This is a genomic window from Flavisolibacter ginsengiterrae DSM 18136, from assembly GCF_059568575.1.
Window position 1 is genome coordinate 12,367 of the sequence record NZ_JCANTR010000010.1, and the last position, 17,385, is coordinate 29,751.

The following is a 17,385-nucleotide window of genomic DNA, read 5'->3' on the forward strand; positions in this document are numbered from 1 at the left end:
TAGTGATCAGTTAAAAGGTCTTTTTTACACCACCCGGTACCTTGGCATTCTCAGGGTATAAAACTGCCTTCACATAATTGTCCATGGTTAGAAATTTCTGTGCTGCCTTTTGCAGGTCGCCAACCGTTAATTGATCAACCTTCTGCTCATAGTCCAAAATGTTTTCAGGATTTACCTGGTCAATGAAGGCACGGGACAAATTATCCAGCCAGTAATTATTTTCCTGCAACTGTGAACGGTAATGCTTCTTCCATGTTTCTTTTACCTTATCAAGATCCTTTTGCTCCACTCCTTTCTGTTGCGCATTTTTGATAATGGTCAGCAAGGCATTGGTGAGTTTGTCCACGTTTTCGGGTCCCGTAGGTATGGTTGCGGAAACGGAATAATGCACATACGGTCTTTTTTGAATGGCGCCTCTTAATCCGCCACTATACATACCTCCCAGTTCTTCCCTGAGCTTTTCGATGATGGAAATATTCAACACATCGAGCAATGCCTGGAAGGCCATGTTTTCCTCGCGGCTGTATTGGGTTTCGCCCGTCCACAGCATAGTAATAAGAGCTTTTTCCTCCTTCCCCTTTTTAATATTCGCTTCAACTACACCCTTAACCGGCCGAATGTTATTGTCCTTAAACAAGTGGTCCGAAGGTGTGGCGGGTAAAGAGCCCAGGTACTTCTCCAGCAATGGTTTGGCCTTTGCCAGGTCAATATTGCCTACAAAGGTGAAATGCATACCATCGGCATTGCCAAACACCTGTTTGTAAATGGATAATGCTGTATCCAGGTTCAGGTTATTGTACTCTTCTTCTGTAGGAATGACACTGACCCATGGATTGTTGTTATAAACGATCTTCATTAGTGTATCCTGGTAAAAGGCCTGGGGATTGCTTTTCATGAATTGCACCATGCTCTTCTCCTTGGTCACCATGGATCTGAACAGGCTCTCATCCTTCCGGGGCTGTGTAAGATACAGGTTGACCAGCTGCAGGAATGTTTCAAAATCCCGGACACTGCTGCTGCCTTCTATTCCTTCTTCATGTTCATTGATATACGGTGTTACTTCAACTGTTTTTCCTGACAGGAATTTCTGAAGGTCCGTGGGTGAAAGGTCTTTCACTCCCATTTCATTTACCACGTTGGCTGCATGTTTGGCGTTATCCTTTTCAGCTAACGGAAACCGCTGATAACCACCCCAGCGCCAGGCATCCATCAATACCTGGTCATTTTTATAGGTAGTCGGCTTGAGTGTAACCGTCACTCCATTGCTCAACGTAATATTGGTAGTACCCAGTTTATCATTCTTTGTTTCGGAAGTGATCTTTCCAGGTGTTGGTGTTTCACTCATCAGGTTTTGCGCCACCGCCTTTTCCTCGTAAGGTTTTACTTCCTGTTTAGTTGCAGCAATCATATCGGACAAAAGCGCCTCATTGGAAGGTAGTTTGTCTTTCATTTTCGAGGGTGCCATCAGCAAGGCAAAAGCATTTTTATTATCAGGCATCTTCCTGGCTACAGCATTGATCTCTTCTGCGGTGATACCTGGCAAGACCTGGCTAATGAATTTGTAGCGGTTCTCAACACCTGGTATTGGTTCGCCCTGCAAAAAATTATTCAGGTATCCCTGCACCAACTGTGCAGATTGCAATTTATCTTTTTCATGAAAGGCTGTTTCAGCGCTGTTCAACAGGGAAGCTTTTACCCTTTCAATCTCTGTAGGTAGAAAGCCATATTTGCGGGCCCTTTCCGTTTCTGCTACCACGGCGTCCAGGGCTTCCTTGGATGTATTATTTCCCAATACTGCAAAAGACACAAAAGCTTCGTACCCGCGGATAAACGATTGCTGGCCGGTGAAAGCATATACAAAAGGTGGATTCTCTTTGGTGGTCAGTTCCTGCAGGCGCTCGTTGATCAGTGAGTTCACCAGGTCATTAACCAGGTCCTTGCGATAGTCGGCCCATGTCTTTATTTTTTGAGCAGGTCTCAGGTAGTTGATCACTTCCAGGATGGTGTTGGTATTCTCTTCATCTGTCAGTACCATGGCCTCTGGTTTTGTTCTTGGTTTTATAGGGATGATGGAGGGACGCGGTTTGCCTGCGACAGGATTTTTAAAACTGCCGAAATGAGCTTTGATCTTTTTTTCCGCTTCTGCAGGGTCAATGTCACCCACAACGATAACTGCCATCAGGTTGGGGCGGTACCATTGTTTATAAAAGCGCTGCAGCGTGGCGGGCTGGAATGTTTTTAATATGGAGTCCGATCCAATAGGCAGGCGTTCTGCATACAGGGAGCCATTGAATAATTTAGGGAAATACTGGCGCAGCATTCTTTGCTGGGCACCCTTGCTCAGGCGCGACTCTTCCAGCACTACGCCCCTTTCCTTGTCAATCTCTGATTTGTCCATCAGGTTATTGAAGGCCCAGTCTTCTAAAACTGTAAATCCCTGTTCCACGATCTTAGGATCATCTGTTGATATGGGAAGGATATACACGGTTTCGTCAAAGCCTGTGTAGGCATTCAGATCTGCACCAAACTGCACCCCAATCTTTTGCAGGTAATTCACCAGTTCATTCTTCGGAAAATGTTTGGAGCCATTGAAGTTCATGTGCTCCATAAAATGCGCCAATCCACGCTGGTCCTTATCTTCCATTACAGAACCTGTATTCACAGCCAGGCGCAGTTCCACCTTATTATCAGGGAGGGTGTTTTTTCGAATGTAATAGGTCAGCCCATTGGATAGTTTGCCAACCCTGACATTAGGGTCTACAGGAACAGGGGCTGATAAATTGATCTGAGCGATGGATTGTAATCCTGTAAGGAATACAAGCAGGAAGACATAACAATGCCGGAGCTTCAATATCATAAGAGTTTTGTTAGAATACTAATATAATCGAATTGTTCTATTTGAAAACGGGTATATAAAATTTAAAAGAAGGATAAACGTTGAACAGTTGTATAAAAAAGTTAGCCCTCTAACCAGAGGGCCAACATTATTCCTATTCATTTTTCTTAAAACGCCTTCTTCTTTTCTGAAGAAGCGGCACCATTTCCTGAAAGGTATTTGTCCAGGAAATCGAGGGTGACCTTTGCTGCCTTTATCTGGTTCTCTTTTTTGATGAAGCCATGGCCTTCATCAGGGAACAGAACATATTCCACCGGCGTTCCGTTTTTGCGGGCCCCGGCCACTATCTCATCACTTTCAACCTGCAAAACACGTGGGTCATTCGTTCCCTGTAGCACCAGGAGTGGCGTTTTGATCTTATCCGTATTGAACAAAGGTGAAATATTGTGCAGTCTCACACTGTCTTTTTCAGGATCACCCATTTCCTCATACAAAGCTTTTTTAAAGCTTTCCCAGTAAGGCGGAACGCTTTTCAGGGTACGTAACCAGTTGGTGACACCAAACAGGTCCACACCTATTTTAAATTCATTGGGGTACTGGATGATTCCTGCCAGTGACATGAAGCCACCATAGCTGCCACCATAAATACCGATCTTATTGGGATCAATATAGGATTGGGATGCCAGCCATTTTTTACCCCATACGCAATCCTTAAGGTCCTTATCACCATGGTTCCGGTTATCCATTTTGTAGTACGACTTACCATAACCACTACTGCCCCTGTTGTTAACAGCAAGTATGGCATACCCATGATTGACAAAATATTGAATGGCCTGTGAATAACCGGCACGACTTTGTCCCCCAGGACCACCATGCACCCATACTAATGCCGGCACCCTTCTTCCGGCAGATGCCTGTTTGGGCTTATAAAAAATGGCAGGCACTTCCATACCATCAAAAGACTTAAACCGAACCACCTGTGTATCCACCAGGTCATTAGGATTGATCTCCGGGTTCAGTGCAGATGTCAGCTTTTGCATCTTACGGGTATCGAAATTATACCACCACAGGTTAACGGGCGAACGATCGCCGGCTACGTAGATGATCATGTTTTTTTCTGACGGCGAAATGCTGACACCCTGTACATTCCCCTCCTTAACTGCAGGAAAAGGAATTTGTTTCCCGGTATGGTGATCAAAGAATAATACCTTATTGCGACCATCCTCATTGATGCCAATAACGTGATATTTACCGTTTTCGCTGAGGTACATATACATCACATCCCATTTATCGGAATACACGGTTTCTTTTTTACCAGTGGACATGTTGTATTTCATCAAACGGGCAAATTCATTATCCTCATTGGTGAGGTAATAAAAAGCACTGTTATCCAGTTCAAATGCCTGTGGGGAATAGGTGGCTTCGTCTTCGACAGAGATCTTTTTCAAATCACCGGACTTCCTGTCCAGCAGGTACATTTCATTTTTATCCGTGGTGATATTCTTCACCAGTAATATGTGATTCTCATCCGGCGAGATGCTTCCCACATCAAATCCCTTATCGTTGGTATAGAGCAACTCTGGTTTCCAATCGGCAATGCTCATTTTATACACATCAAAGTATTTGGGATCACGAACATTGGATTGGTAGTAGAACGCTGTTTTGGCCTTGTTCCATCCAAAGAAACCAGCCTTTTCTTTTTCCCCGGGTGTCAGGTCCCTGGTAGAATCGCCTGATTGCAGGTAAATGTGATCATTTTCGTTACCGCCCTTGTCAGCAGTATACAGGAAGGCATTAGATCCCGGGATATAATCGATCATGAAATAGGACTCTTTGGTAGATTGTGTTAGGGGCTTCTTTACTTTGGAAGCCAGGTCCAGTTCGTAGACATTGAAGATGCCCGTACTGTTGTCATGCAGGAGGATCTTATTTTCCTGCTTATTAAAATTGCCACCGCCAAAATTGATGGTCTTGTAAAACTGTTCAATGGTGTACTTTTTTACAAATTGCTGTGCGTTCAGGGTTTGAATGAATAATAAAAAAAAGAGGGAGAACAATGCCCGGTTCATATGCATAAGTTTTAGTCCTTAAAAGTTAGTGCATTAAATAACCGGGGCAAAAAAATATATGATGGAAGGAGAAAGGGTGAAAAGATGATAGGTTAAAAGATTAAAATGGAAGGAATTAGGTTTGAGGATAAATAAATTATTAGTTTGTATGAATACGTAGGTAATTCATGAATTGCCACAATTCAGGAAATCCAATTCTCCCCAAAAATCCAGTTCGATCCCAAAATTCCTAATTCTCTTTTTTGTACTGCTTCTCCGCTTCCTGTGCTTTTTTAAAATCCAGCACTACCCCATTGATGCAATAGCGAAGACCTGTGGGGGGCGGACCATCATCAAAAACATGTCCCAGGTGCGATTTGCACCGACCGCACATCACTTCGGTGCGCTTCATGCCATAGGCATTATCAGGCGCGTAGATGATGCTACCCTTGCTCACCGGCTGGTAAAAGCTGGGCCAGCCACAGCCGCTTTCAAACTTGGTATCGCTTACAAATAAAGGGTTGCCACAAACGGCGCAATAGTAAGTGCCCTTGTCTTTAATATTTTCCAATGGGCTGCTCCAGGGCCTTTCAGTCCCTTTTTCCCTGGCCACCTGGTACACATCTGCTGGAAGGATCTTTTTCCATTCCGCATCGGTCATCGTTACTTTCGAGCTGTCAGAATGGGAATATACCGGGTTATTTTGATTGGTTGAGTCCATTGTTGCCTGTTTTTTGGATTGAGAATAAGTGCAAAACTGCAATCCCAATGCCAGTGGTAATAAAATAAGTATTCGTTTCATGAAAAAGGTTATTCCAAATTTACGAAGAATGAAAAGGAGCGGTTTTGTAAACAAATGTGAAAGCCTTGCTGCTGCCTGGGTTGCTGAACATACCTATTTATAATAGCATGTTCTTTTACTTAGGTGCTATTAATGTATAACCTAACGAAAATCATATGGCTGCAGTAGCAATGAACCCCCGGCGAAGCGCTTTTTCCTTATATTTGTTTTTCAAGCTTAGGAAGCGTCTATGTTCAATTTGATCTTATTTGGCCCCCCGGGAAGTGGAAAGGGCACCCAATCCGAAAAAATAGTAGAGAAGTTTGGTTTGATACATTTATCAACAGGTAATTTGCTGCGCCAGGAAATAGCTGATAAAACCCCGCTGGGTCTTGAAGCCAAAAACTTTATGGACAAAGGGCAACTGGTGCCAGACGAAGTAGTGATCGGTATGATCGACTCTTCGCTGGAAAAGCATGCGGATGCCAGGGGTTTCCTGTTTGATGGTTTTCCACGCACGATCGCCCAGGCAGAAGCCCTGGACAAATTGCTCGCACTGAAAAAGACCGGCATTTGTAAAGTGCTGGCCCTGGAAGTGACAGAAGATGAACTGGTAAAAAGACTGGTAAAAAGAGGCGCCACCTCCGGCCGCAGTGACGATACGGACGAGCAGATCATCAGGAAGCGCTTTAGTGTGTACAAACAGGAAACGGAACCAGTGGCTGCCTATTATGAAAGCAAGGGTAAGCTGGAACGCATACATGGTGAAGGGTCCGTGGAAGATATCTTTTCGAAACTCAGTGGTTGCATCACCACAGAAATGGATAATCTCTCCGCTGCCATTGCCGAAGGCAACAACAGTGACGAAGCATAATTAATAATTTACCTCATATTTTATATAAGCCCTGCACTGGTAGGGCTTTTTCTTTGCTCCTGTACCTGAAACAGGGGACCACTACTCACCGGGCCGCAATTTTTACCTAAATTGGCAGCTACTTACAACTTGCATATGAACGAAGAGAAATTGCAATTTCTACAACACAGGCTGGTAACCCTGTTACGCCAGGTTCCCAGTGACACCCCTCCGCAATGGGGAAAAATGACTCTTCAGCAGATGGTTGAACATTTTTCTGACTCCGTACGCATTGCATCCGGGAAAACAAGCTATACAGATATTGTAACACCCGAGGAGGACCTGGATAAAATGAGGAGCTTTTTGGTTAGCGAGAAACCATTCAGGGAAAACACGATGAATCCATTGATGCCGGAAGTGCCGGCACCTGTACGAAACAAATCGGCAGAAGAGGCGATCAACGAACTGAAAACGGAAATAGCAGATTTCTTTTCCTTCTTTGACAGGAACCCTGTCCAGGCCACCCGTAATCCTATTTTCGGCGACCTGAACTTTGAAGAAAATGTGCAATTACTCTACAAACACGCCCTGCATCATTTAAAGCAATTTGGAATAACCCTTGAAAAAGAAACACAGGCATGAAGAAACTCGGGAATTATATTACAGGTAAATGGATAACTGGCGACGGTGAAGGACAACCACTCTATGATGCTGTAACGGGCGAAGCCATTGCTGCCGCAACTACCAAAGGACTTGATTTTGCAGCAGTGCTCCGGTACGGACGCGAGGTGGGTAACCCTGCCCTTCGCAAAATGACTTTTCACGAAAGGGGACGCATGCTGAAGGCGCTGGCTACCTACCTCATGGAAAAAAAAGAAGGGTTTTACAACATCAGCTATCATACAGGAGCCACGAAAGCAGATAGCTGGATAGATATTGAAGGCGGAATAGGCAATCTATTTTCCAATGCCTCTCTCCGACGAAAGTTTCCTGACCTGCCCTACACAACTGATGGTGATCCTATCGGCTTGAGCAAGGGAGGCAATTTTATGGCACATCACCTCTTGGTTCCCAAGGAAGGCGTGGCTGTTCACATCAATGCCTATAATTTCCCCGTCTGGGGCATGCTGGAAAAATGCGCGGTCAACTGGCTGGCAGGGGTGCCCGCTGTAGTAAAGCCCGCAAGCATTACATCCTACCTTACCGAAGCCGTAGTAAAAGAGATCATTGCCTCAGGCATACTGCCTGAAGGTGCCTTGCAGCTGCTTTGCGGAAGTGCCGGCGACATGCTGGACCATGTGATGGCCCAGGATGTGGTAACCTTCACCGGATCAAAAACCACAGGCCTGATGCTGAAGTCGCATAAGAACATCCTGGCGGAAAGCGTGCCTTTCAATATGGAAGCCGATTCGTTGAACGCACTGGTATTAGGTATGGATGTAACACCAGGCAGCCCGGAGTGGGATATTTTTATTAAAGAAGTTCGCAAAGAAATAACAGTAAAGGCAGGGCAAAAATGCACGGCTGTAAGGCGCATATTTGTTCCACAACATTTACTGGAAGATGCGACTATTGCGTTAGGTAAAGCTTTGTCTCAAACTGTAATAGGTAACCCGCTTAACGATAAGGTAAGGATGGGGTCATTAGCCAGCCTGGGGCAGAGAGAAGAAGTGCGACAGAATGTTCAAAAATTGTTGGCCAGCGCACAAATAGTGTACGGATCTCTTGATAGCCTGGAAGTAATCGATGCGGATGCCAGTAAAGGCGCTTTCATTTCCCCTATATTGCTATTAAACGAACAACCGTTCAGATCTGAAGCGGTTCATGATATTGAATGCTTTGGTCCTGTAAGTACCATCATGCCTTATGAGGATATAGGGGAAGCCATTGCACTGGTTAAAATGGGAAAAGGTTCTCTTTGTTGTTCCATTGTTACCAATGATGATCGTATAGCTACCGAATTTGTGATAGGTGCAGCCACACACCATGGAAGGATATTGGTATTGAACCGCGATGATGCCAAAGAAAGCACGGGGCATGGTTCTCCGCTCCCATTGCTGGTTCACGGAGGTCCCGGTCGTGCGGGTGGAGGAGAGGAAATGGGTGGCATTAGGGGCGTGAAGCATTACATGCAAAGGGTGGCCATCCAAGGATCACCAACCACCATTACCGCCATCACGCAATCTTTCCAGCCCAATGCAAGAGGCATCCAAACAGATGTGCACCCCTTCCGTAAATATTTTGAGGAACTGCAGGTAGGTGACCAGGTGATAACAGCTAAAAGAAAGATTACCTCTGAAGAAATAGATGCCTTTGCCGATTTAAGTGGCGATCATTTTTATGCACATAAAAAAGGTACTGATTTCACTGGAACCATGTTCGAGCAACAGGTGGCTCATGGATATTTTATCCTAAGCGCAGCTGCCGGATTGTTTGTTGATGGCAGTGAATTGGGGCCAGTGTTGCTGAATTATGGAATAGATGAGCTGCGGTTCACCAAGCCGGTATACCCTGGTGCGGAACTGACAGTGAGGTTTACCTGCAAGGAAAAATTGCCACAAGACCCCAAAGATGAAAATGATATTCCAAAAGGCATTGTCAAATGGCTGGTGGAAATGCTGGATGAAACAGGGGAACATGTGGGTATAGCTACCATCCTGACAATGGTGAAAAGAAAACCCTAATCATTGATTCATTATATAAACAGGCACAGGATTCCCCACCTTGCCTTTATTAATGCAGGCATTATTTTTTGATACCTGTATTAAATTAATATTGAATAAAATAACGATACACGACGGTCATTCTTTAGCAAAGAATCTTGCGGGTATTCAATAATTTTGAAACAGGCAAGGAGGTATAACCTGAACTTCTTTCCATCTTAATAAAATTGTAGCTATGGCAAAAGACATGACCAACGGATATGTAAACACAGAAACGCACAATGGAATAACCACAATAGAATTCTTTCATCCACAAAGCAATTCCTTACCCTATAGGTTGCTGGAAGACCTGGCAAATGAAATACACGCTGTAGGCACTGATAAGGAAACGAAGGTCATTATTATTCGCTCCTATGGCGACAAAGCATTTTGTGCCGGCGCTTCTTTTGATGAACTGACTCAAATAGAAAATGAAAAAAAAGGTTTTCATTTCTTTAGCGGGTTTGCCAATGTGATCAATGCCATGAGAAAATGTCCCAAGATGATCATTGGCCGCATTCATGGCAAATGTGTGGGTGGCGGGGTAGGTCTTGCTGCAGCTATGGATTATGCCATTGCCCTGGAAGGAGCAGAAATAAAACTCAGCGAACTGGCAATTGGTATAGGTCCATTTGTAGTGGGTCCTGCCATACAAAGAAAATTAGGCCTCTCTGCTTTTTCGCAATTAGCCATTGATGCCGGAATGTGGCGCAATGGAGACTGGGCGCGCAGGAAAGGATTGTATGCAGAACTGCATCCTTCCATAGAAAGTATGGATGAATCCATATCAAGACTTTCCGGCCAACTGGCAAAGAGCAGTCCTGATGCCATGGCCGCACTTAAAAAAACGCTTTGGCAGGGAACAGAAGATTGGGACGACCTGTTAATTCACAGGGCCGAGATCAGCGGAAAACTGGTGCTAAGCAATTTCACCCGGGAAGCCATTACCAAATTCAAGAATAAAGTTTCCTAAGGATACAATTACATTGTAAGGGCTGGCACACTGCCAGCCTTCTTTTTATTCCATGATTGAACGATTCACTGAAGCAACATTGCCGGGATTATATAAAACTATCATTCAAAAGGATGAACAGCTTGGCATGATCGTGAAGGAGTATGGGCATCCTCCCCTATGGATACGACCTAATAATTTTGAAACACTGGTGCTTACCATATTAGAACAACAGGTATCGCTGGCATCTGCCTACGCAGCCTACAAAAAATTAAAGGAAAAGATCAGTAACATCACTCCGCATGCATTACTCCAGTTGTCAGATGATGAATTACGCAGTTGCTATTTAAGCCGCCAAAAGATCGTTTATACGCGGGGGTTAGCCAGGGCCTTAACAGGGGAATCCATCAACCTGCGGAAGCTGCAGCATCAGCCAGACGAAGTGGTGCGGCATGAATTAAAAAAGCTAAAAGGCATTGGCGACTGGACGGTTGACATATACCTGTTGCATGCACTGCGTCGCACTGACATCTTCCCGGTTGGCGACCTGGCACTGTTGAACGCTATTAAAATGGTGAAAGGAATAGATAAGCTTTCAAAAGAACAGGCTCTTGAGATGGCTGAAGCATGGAAACCCTATAGATCTATCGCCACGATGCTTTTCTGGCATTATTATATCAAAAAGAAAAACATCCGGATACTGCATTGAAACATTTAATCAATTATCCCAACTCATAAAAATATAAAAGCACTTCCGGGGAAGCGCTTTTATACAATATCCAGGAAGGTTTTTTATCAACCTTATTTTCTACTTACATATACAACCCACCATCCACACTCAACACCTGTCCTGTTACATATGCACTCAGGTCTGATGCCAGGAATAAGGTAACATTAGCAATATCATCGGTAGTTCCAAAGCGTCCCAGCGGAATGCCTGCCTTGTATTTATCGGCTTGCTCACCTTCTTTCAGGTATCCTGTCATATCAGTTTCTACAAAGCCGGGAGCTATGGCATTGCAACGGATGTTGCGCCTGCCTAATTCTTTTGCCACTGATTTGGTAAACCCGATAATACCAGCCTTGGAAGCCGCATAACTGCTTTGACCGGCATTACCCATTAACCCGATCACGGAGCTCATGTTGATGATGCTACCTGCCTTGGCCTTCATCATGGGACGAATAACCTGCTTGGTCATATTGAACACACTTTTGAGATTGATCGTCATTACATCATCCCATTGTTCCGGCGTCATGCGTAAGAGTAAATTATCTTTAGAGATACCTGCATTATTTACACAGATATCTACCTGTCCAAACTCTTTGATCACGTTATTCACCAATGTCTCACACTCGGCAAACTCCCCTGCATTGCTGCGATAAGCTTTTGCTTTCACACCTATTGCCACCAGCTTTTGTTCCAGGGCTTGTGCTTTTTCAGCGCTGCTTTCACTTACATAGGTAAAGGCAATGCTGGCGCCCTGCTCTGCCAGTTTCAAAGCAACTCCCTCTCCTATTCCACGGGCAGCCCCCGTAACAATGGCAACTTTTCCTTCCAATAATTTCATGCGTTAATTTTTACAGGCAACAAATGTAGGTAACAGGCAGAAATTACATCGGAGAAATTGAGAAATGAATTAGAATACTCTTATGCTTACAGCATAAAGGACTTGATATCGTCCAGGATAGTTCTTTCGTTAGACAATCTTGGCACCTTGTGTTGTCCGCCAAGTTTTCCCTTGCTGCTAAGCCAGTTGGTGAAAGTATTGAGTGGCACTGATTTGATCAGGGGCATCCTTAAGGCTATATCCTTATATCTTTTGGCTTCATAATCGCTGTTGATGTTCTTTAAAGCTGTGTCAAGTTCCGAGGTAAATCCTGCCAGGTCCTGGGGTTCTTTTTCAAATTCAATGAGCCATTCATGGGCACCATTACCTTCTTCTGAAAAATACACAGGTGCTGCGGAATAATCTTTCACCACTGCCCCGGTTTTTTGACTGGCAACAGCAATTGCCTTATCCGTATTATCAATAATGATCTCTTCGCCAAAAGCATTCATATAATGCTTGATGCGACCGGAAACCTTGATGCGGAATGGATCCAACGAAACAAATTGAATGGTGTCTCCCACCAGGTAACGCCACAATCCTCCATTGGTAGTTATCACCAATGCATAGTTTACCCCAGTCTGCACATCGTCAAGCTGAATGGTTTCCGGAAACTCTTTCCCGTATTCACTGAGTGGCATGAACTCATAGAAGATACCATGATCGCACATCAGCAACATACCTTCTCTTGTAACATCGTCCTGCGCCGCAAAAAATCCTTCAGATGCATTGTACATCTCCAGGTAATTAATAGGCGCACCAATTAATTTTTCAAACTGTTGCTTATAAGGAACAAAGCTTACTCCACCATGCATATACAGTTCAAGGCTGGGCCATACTTCTTTAATGGTATCCTTTCCTGTTATCTCCAGTATACGCTTTAACAGGACAATAAGCCAGGTGGGCACCCCAGCCATGGAGGTTACGTTCTCTAATATGGTTGATTGGGCAAGCTTTTCAATTTTACTTTCCCACTCGTCCATCAAAATTATGGAGGTATCCGGTGTCCTGATCCAGTTGGACCAGAATGGAGAATTCTGTACAATAACCGCACTCAGATCGCCATAATGCACTTCTTCATTCACCTGGCTTATCTGGTGACTGCCTCCAATAATGAGACTCTTACCCGTGAGTAGATCACTTTCGGGATGAGTGGCGTAATAAAAGCTTAATACATCTTTCGATGCCTTGTAATGATTATCCTGCAGACTTTCCTCGCTGACAGGGATGAATTTACTTTTGTCGCTGGTGGTGCCGCTGCTTTTGGCGAACCAGGATATTGGAGTGTTCCACAGTATATTTTCTTCCCCCTTCATCATCCTGTCTATATAGGGTTTCAGGCTATCGTACTCCTGTATGGGTACTGTTGATTTGAAATCCTCCAGGGATTGTACGTTTGAGAAACTATGCTTTCTGCCAAACTCCGTGTACTGTCCTGCAGCCAGCAGATCCTGCCACACATCGAACTGGTTTGTCGCCGCATCACTCATCCATTTTTCTATGGACCAGAGGCGCCAGCGGGCAAAACGCGATATGGCAGGGCTAAGCAACTTCATGAGTCGGGGCAAAATACGAAAGAAGAATCATTTAAAACGGAAAACAAGCCAATGGCAGGTATAGCGGACTGAGCCATAGATGCAGGTTTTAGCTCATATAAAGCGCTTTACAGGCTGTCAGTTAAAGCTTCGGGATTAAAATCCTGCATCAGGTAATCTTTCCTTTTCAGCTCAAAATTTCTTCCCAGGTATAGTTTCTTCACCTGCTCGTCTTCGGCCAGTTCTTCGGCCGTGCCATGTTTGAAGATTTTGCCTTCAATAAGCAGGTAAGCCCTGTCACAAATAGATAGGGTCTCGGTAACATTATGATCGGTGATCAATATGCCAATATTCTTAAACTTTAATTTAGCCACAATAGCCTGTATATCTTCCACGGCTATAGGGTCAATTCCCGCAAATGGTTCATCGAGCAATATAAATTTGGGATCAACTGCCAGCGCCCTGGCGATCTCAGTTCTCCTTCTTTCACCACCGCTTAATACATCACCATGGCTTTTGCGCACATGTGACAGACGGAATTCTTCCAGCAATGATTCGAGCTTTTCTTTTTGTTCCTTTTTAGGAAGCCTGGTCATTTCAAGGACGGCCTTAATATTATCTTCTACACTGAGCTTACGGAAAACAGAGGCTTCCTGTGGAAGGTAACCAATCCCCATCTGTGCCCTTTTATACATAGCCAAAGGAGTGATGTTCTCATCATTGAGGAATACTTCACCTTCATCTGGCTTGATCAAACCTACCACCATATAGAACGTAGTAGTCTTTCCCGCTCCATTCGGACCAAGCAATCCCACGATCTCGCCTTGCTTGACCTCTATGGAAGTATGATTGACAACAGTCCTGTCTCCATAGCGCTTTACCAGTTCATTGGTATGTATTCTTATACTCAAAAGAAAGTTTTGGTAAAAATAATTGTTTCAAAGGTTGCTGAACAGTTAAACAATAGGTAGGTGCAGAAAGGATATATAAAAAACTTCAATCGAATCGGCTGATTTATAATTAAAAGGGGTTAACTGATCTATATTACTCATGGTCCTTTATCTTGTGCCCTGCCAACTTATCAACTTTACCTAAGTTTGCGGCTCTTTATGAAAGTTATCGACCACATCAGGAATGGCGAAGGAACACTGATCTCCTTCGAAATATTACCTCCACTTAAGGGCAAGGGTATCAATGCGCTTTGGGAGCATTTGGACCCTTTACTGGAATTCAATCCTTCCTTCATCAATGTTACCTACCACAGAAGCGAAAGCATGTTCAAACGCAAAAGCGATGGCACCTTTGATAAGGTTGAGGTACGTAAACGGCCAGGTACAGTAGGTATTTGTGCTGCCATTCAGAACCGCTACAAGGTTGACGCGGTAGCACACCTTATTTGCGGAGGGTTCAGCAGGCAGGAAACCGAAGATGCCCTGATCGACCTGAACTTCCTAGGTGTAGATAATGTACTTGTACTTCGTGGAGATGCACCCAGGAATGAGACTTTCTTTGAACCTGAACCAGGAGGACACCGTTTTGCCATTGAATTAATGCACCAGGTGATTAATATGAACAATGGGATCTACCTTGAAGAAGATCTTAAGAATGCTGTGAAGACAAATTTTTGTATTGGCGTAGCAGGCTATCCTGAAAAACATTTTGAAGCGCCCAACATGCAAACAGACCTTCAATACCTGAAGGCAAAGGTTGACGCAGGTGCAGAATATATTACTACGCAAATGTTTTTCGACAACAAGAAATATTTTGACTTTGTAACGTCCTGCCGCAATGCAGGTATTACAGTCCCCATCATACCCGGACTAAAACCTGTAAGCTCTAAAAAACAGCTTACCGTAGTGCCAAGAACCTTTCACGTGGATATTCCGGCAGAACTTTCAGGTGAAATATTGAAATGCAAAACGGATGCAGATGTAGAGATCGTAGGAACGGAATGGCTGCTGCAGCAATCAAAAGAATTAAAGGCAGCAGGCGTACCCGTGCTGCACTACTATACTTTAGGAAAACCAAATATCATTTCTAATGTAGTGAAAGAGATCTTATAGTAGTGACAAAGATCTTATAATAGAAAAGAGACCTCTAGGGGGTCTCTTTTCTATTATTGCCTAAATTGTAAAGCTTAATATCTTTTCGTTTTCTTCAGTTCTTCCAGTGCTTTCTGGTTCATTACAACCGGGTATTTTTTTTTCAATTTTTCCAGCCAATCCTTTTCAAGTTGTGACTGGTAATCTGTGATCACCAGTCCTTTGGCATCAGCAAAATTGCGGGGTTCTGTCTCCGGGTAATATTTCAGTATATAAGCAAAAGAAGCTGTGTTATCTGCTTTGTTTACCAATGGAGCTGTAATGGTACCTGGCGTTATAGAAACATGTGCAGGGTTAGGCAATTGCTCCAGTTCAAACCTGGAAGAATCAGCAGCTATCTTTTCACTCCTGTCACTCACCAGTGACCGCCATTGTGATGGGGCTTTTTTTAATTCAGCGGCCAGTTCATTTGCACTCGCCAGGTCGTTGGCATAAAAGATCACCGCATCTGCACTTTGCTTCCAGTTATATTTATTCTTATGTGCATTGTAATAACTGACCAAAGCTGCAGAATCATTTTGGGCTGGTCCCCACACTTCTCTTTGCATGATCTCGAAAAACAGGTTTCCATCCCTGAATTCATTGATCTGCTGGCGGAAGTCATCATTGTAATCTTCCAGGTGTCGCTGGTAATAATCAATGGCGCTGGCATCAATAAATTCGTCCATTACCTGCGCATAGGGTTTTATCCCGCTGCCATCGGCCATGAACCTGAAATTCTGGGCATAATTGATCCAGTCATTCACTGTTATGTTTTGTTTTCCAACCGTGAACAAGGTGGAAGCGCTGGTAAGCTGTAATGCACTTTTTGGCGATTGATGATTGAATACACTGTCAGAGTAAGCCCAAAGTTCTGTATTACTAAACACAGCTTTTTTGAACCTGGCATCCTTCATTATTTTCTTTGCCAGCAAGGATTTGGTGGTGTTGATACGGTCACTTTGTTCCACTTTAGCCTGCATAGCTGCCAATGCCGTAGTGGAAGGTTGAGAAGGTATGGCCACCTTACTGATCCTTTTTACAATATGGTAACCATATGGTGTAAGAAAGGGAGCAGTTACATCACCATCTTTTGATAAGGAAAATACCGTTTTTTCAAATACAGGATCATAGTCACCAGTGCCAAATTCCTGCATTTGCCCATTAGATGCACCAGACACCATATCATTACTAAACTGGGAAGCGAGTTTTCCAAAATCATCACCTTTAAGTATGCGGTTGTACAAAGAGTCAGCTAACTTTTTTACAGCCGACTTTGAAGCTTCATCAGCATCGGGAGGAAAGGCAAGCAGGATCTCGGCTGCTTTCATTCTTCCCAGGGTTTTTCTTTCACCAAGGTTTTTAAAGATATGGTAGCCTGCCTTTGACCGGTATAATGGCGAAGTTTTACCCACTGGCGTAGAGTAGGCAAGGTTCTCCAACTCATAGGGCAGGTTGAAAACCGTAATATATCCCATATCCCCGCCATTGGTTTTAGAGGAGGGGTCATCTGAATATTTCTGAGCCAGGTCCGCAAATGGCTTACCTTTTTTTAGATCTGCCTGCAATTCGGCAACGGTCTTGCGGGCTTCAAGGGTATCAGCGCCCCTGGCGGCAATAAAGATGTGGGCCAGGTGAATATCTTTTTGAGAACGGGCAAATGCCTCTTTTACCAGTTTCTGGGTGCTTTCTTTATCTGTAAGGTATGAAGGCAGGATTTGTTGCCGCAGGCTTTCCAAGTCTGTAACGATCTGTGGTAAGGTATCATATCCTTTGGAACGGGCTTCTGCTATCTTAAGTCTCGATGCGATATAGAGATCAAGGTAATCAAGGAATGCTTTTTCTGTTTTGACCCCTGTATTATTTTTCTGGTAGGCTTTCAGAAATTCATTTACTGAAACAGAGTCCTTCCCATAATGAAATAAAGTTTGTGCTGTAGCCGAAAATGAGGCCCAGAGAAGAGCAAAAGCAATTAGTTTTTTCATAGTTC

At 44.0% G+C, this 17,385-nt stretch carries 13 protein-coding genes; 6 read left to right on the forward strand and 7 right to left on the reverse strand.

The genetic code is table 11. The features are described 5' to 3' along the window. Nucleotides 1-10: 10 nt before the first annotated feature. From BP74_RS11590 to msrB, 3 genes are all read right to left on the reverse strand, one after another. Nucleotides 11-2,857 (reverse strand): M16 family metallopeptidase, encoded by a 2,847-nt coding sequence (locus BP74_RS11590; protein ID WP_496374246.1) that lies wholly within the window; start codon nucleotides 2,855-2,857, stop codon nucleotides 11-13. Between the two features lie 146 nt (nucleotides 2,858-3,003). Further along, nucleotides 3,004-4,905, reverse strand: a complete 1,902-nt coding sequence (locus tag BP74_RS11595; protein ID WP_496374248.1) for a S9 family peptidase — start codon at nucleotides 4,903-4,905, stop codon at nucleotides 3,004-3,006. 229 nt (nucleotides 4,906-5,134) lie between these two features. Continuing rightward, nucleotides 5,135-5,686, reverse strand: a complete 552-nt coding sequence (gene msrB / locus BP74_RS11600; RefSeq protein ID WP_496374250.1) for a peptide-methionine (R)-S-oxide reductase MsrB — start codon at nucleotides 5,684-5,686, stop codon at nucleotides 5,135-5,137. Between the two features lie 229 nt (nucleotides 5,687-5,915). Here msrB and BP74_RS11605 point away from each other — a divergent pair, with 229 nt between their 5' ends. The 5 genes from BP74_RS11605 (at nucleotide 5,916) to BP74_RS11625 (ending at nucleotide 10,881) form a co-directional block, all read left to right on the forward strand. Then, nucleotides 5,916-6,539, forward strand: coding sequence for an adenylate kinase (locus BP74_RS11605; RefSeq protein WP_496374252.1), 624 nt, complete (start codon nucleotides 5,916-5,918; stop codon nucleotides 6,537-6,539). Nucleotides 6,540-6,674: 135 nt separating this feature from the next. Beyond that, nucleotides 6,675-7,160 (forward strand): hypothetical protein, encoded by a 486-nt coding sequence (locus BP74_RS11610; protein ID WP_496374254.1) that lies wholly within the window; start codon nucleotides 6,675-6,677, stop codon nucleotides 7,158-7,160. Continuing rightward, entirely contained in the window at nucleotides 7,157-9,202 is a 2,046-nt protein-coding gene (gene paaZ, locus BP74_RS11615; protein WP_496374256.1) for a phenylacetic acid degradation bifunctional protein PaaZ, read from the forward strand. The genes BP74_RS11610 and paaZ overlap by 4 nt, the downstream gene beginning before the upstream one ends. A 214-nt stretch (nucleotides 9,203-9,416) precedes the next feature. After that, nucleotides 9,417-10,193 (forward strand): enoyl-CoA hydratase/isomerase family protein, encoded by a 777-nt coding sequence (locus tag BP74_RS11620; protein ID WP_496374258.1) that lies wholly within the window; start codon nucleotides 9,417-9,419, stop codon nucleotides 10,191-10,193. Nucleotides 10,194-10,245: 52 nt separating this feature from the next. Then, nucleotides 10,246-10,881 carry a DNA-3-methyladenine glycosylase family protein gene (locus BP74_RS11625; protein WP_496374260.1) on the forward strand — a complete coding sequence of 212 codons (636 nt, stop codon included), beginning with the start codon at nucleotides 10,246-10,248 and terminating at the stop codon, nucleotides 10,879-10,881. Between the two features lie 103 nt (nucleotides 10,882-10,984). Here BP74_RS11625 and fabG read toward each other — a convergent pair whose 3' ends face one another. From fabG to lptB, 3 genes are all read right to left on the reverse strand, one after another. Next, complete coding sequence (gene fabG / locus BP74_RS11630) at nucleotides 10,985-11,740, reverse strand: 3-oxoacyl-[acyl-carrier-protein] reductase (protein ID WP_496374262.1); 756 nt, start codon at nucleotides 11,738-11,740, stop codon at nucleotides 10,985-10,987. An 86-nt stretch (nucleotides 11,741-11,826) separates the two neighbouring features. Then, nucleotides 11,827-13,335, reverse strand: a complete 1,509-nt coding sequence (locus BP74_RS11635; protein WP_496374264.1) for a GH3 auxin-responsive promoter family protein — start codon at nucleotides 13,333-13,335, stop codon at nucleotides 11,827-11,829. Nucleotides 13,336-13,442: 107 nt separating this feature from the next. After that, nucleotides 13,443-14,225, reverse strand: a complete 783-nt coding sequence (gene lptB, locus BP74_RS11640; RefSeq protein WP_496374266.1) for an LPS export ABC transporter ATP-binding protein — start codon at nucleotides 14,223-14,225, stop codon at nucleotides 13,443-13,445. A 198-nt stretch (nucleotides 14,226-14,423) separates the two neighbouring features. Between lptB and metF the strand changes: the two genes are divergently transcribed. Further along, on the forward strand, nucleotides 14,424-15,377 hold the full coding sequence (gene metF, locus BP74_RS11645; protein ID WP_496374268.1) for a methylenetetrahydrofolate reductase [NAD(P)H]: 954 nt from the start codon (nucleotides 14,424-14,426) through the stop codon (nucleotides 15,375-15,377). 74 nt (nucleotides 15,378-15,451) lie between these two features. Here metF and BP74_RS11650 read toward each other — a convergent pair whose 3' ends face one another. Continuing rightward, nucleotides 15,452-17,380 carry a peptidylprolyl isomerase gene (locus BP74_RS11650; RefSeq protein ID WP_496374270.1) on the reverse strand — a complete coding sequence of 643 codons (1,929 nt, stop codon included), beginning with the start codon at nucleotides 17,378-17,380 and terminating at the stop codon, nucleotides 15,452-15,454. Between the last annotated feature and the right edge of the window lie 5 nt (nucleotides 17,381-17,385).